Source organism: Caulobacter sp. SRI_008 (genome assembly GCF_057586355.1).
This window is the reverse complement of record NZ_JBYCZS010000058.1, coordinates 1-938: the sequence shown is the minus strand read 5'-3', so window position 1 is coordinate 938 and position 938 is coordinate 1. Positions and strand designations below refer to the sequence as shown.

The 938-nt window shown below is 70.9% G+C and carries 1 protein-coding gene; it reads right to left on the bottom strand.

Annotated elements, in window-relative coordinates:
• A partial coding sequence (nagA, locus tag AC2YHT_RS25645; RefSeq protein WP_487292611.1) for an N-acetylglucosamine-6-phosphate deacetylase occupies positions 1–893 on the bottom strand: 893 nt, incomplete at its 3' end.
• Between the last annotated feature and the right edge of the window lie 45 nt (positions 894–938).

The following is a 938-nucleotide window of genomic DNA, read 5'->3' as shown; positions in this document are numbered from 1 at the left end:
GTGATCGGCTGGCCTTGCAGGACGAAGCGCTTGTCGCTCATGCCGACGGTGGGCATGGCGTCGGTGACCAGCATGAAGCGGTCCATCGGCCGGGTGCGAAGCGCGATGCGTAGCGTCGCCGGATCGACGTGGCGGCCGTCGACGATGATGCCGCACCAGGCCGACTGGCTCTCCAGCGCCGCGCCGACCGCGCCGGGGGCGCGGCTGGTCAGCGGCGACATGGCGTTGAAGAGGTGGGTGAAGCCGGTGAGGCCAGCATCGAGCGCGGCGCGGACGGTCTCATAGCGGGCGTTGGTATGGCCGGCGGCGACGACCACGCCGGCGTCGGCCAGCCGGGCGACCATGTCCGGGGTGGTGGTCTCGGGGGCGAGGGTCACCAAGGTCTTGCCGCGCTTCAGCGACGACAGCAGGGCGATGGCCTCGTCGTCGAGGACGCGGAACTTGCCCGCGTCATGGATGCCCTTGCGCTGTGCGTTGAGGAACGGGCCCTCGATGTGCACGCCCAGCACCCCGGGCACGCCCTGTTCGATAGCGTCTTCCGTCGCCCGCATCGCCGCGTCGACGACCTCGAGGTCGTCGCTGATCAGGGTCGGCAGGAAGCCGGTCGTGCCGTAGGGCCGATGGGCCGCGCCGATGGCGGCGATGGTCTCCACGGTGGGGGCGTCGTTGAACAGCACCCCGCCGCCGCCATTGACCTGGGTGTCGATGAAGCCGGGAACCAGCAGGCCGCCGGCCAGATCCTCGACCTGGGCGTCGGCCGGCACGGCCTCGGGCGCGACCAGGCCGGTGATCTTGCCGGCCGCATCGATCAGCAGAGCCCGGCCGGCGACGATACCGGCAGGGGTCAGGATCTCGGCGTTTACGAGCGCGGTGACTGGAGCGACGGGGGCCATCAGACGGTCTGGGTCACCTTGTTGAGGTGGGGCGGGCTGTCGGGA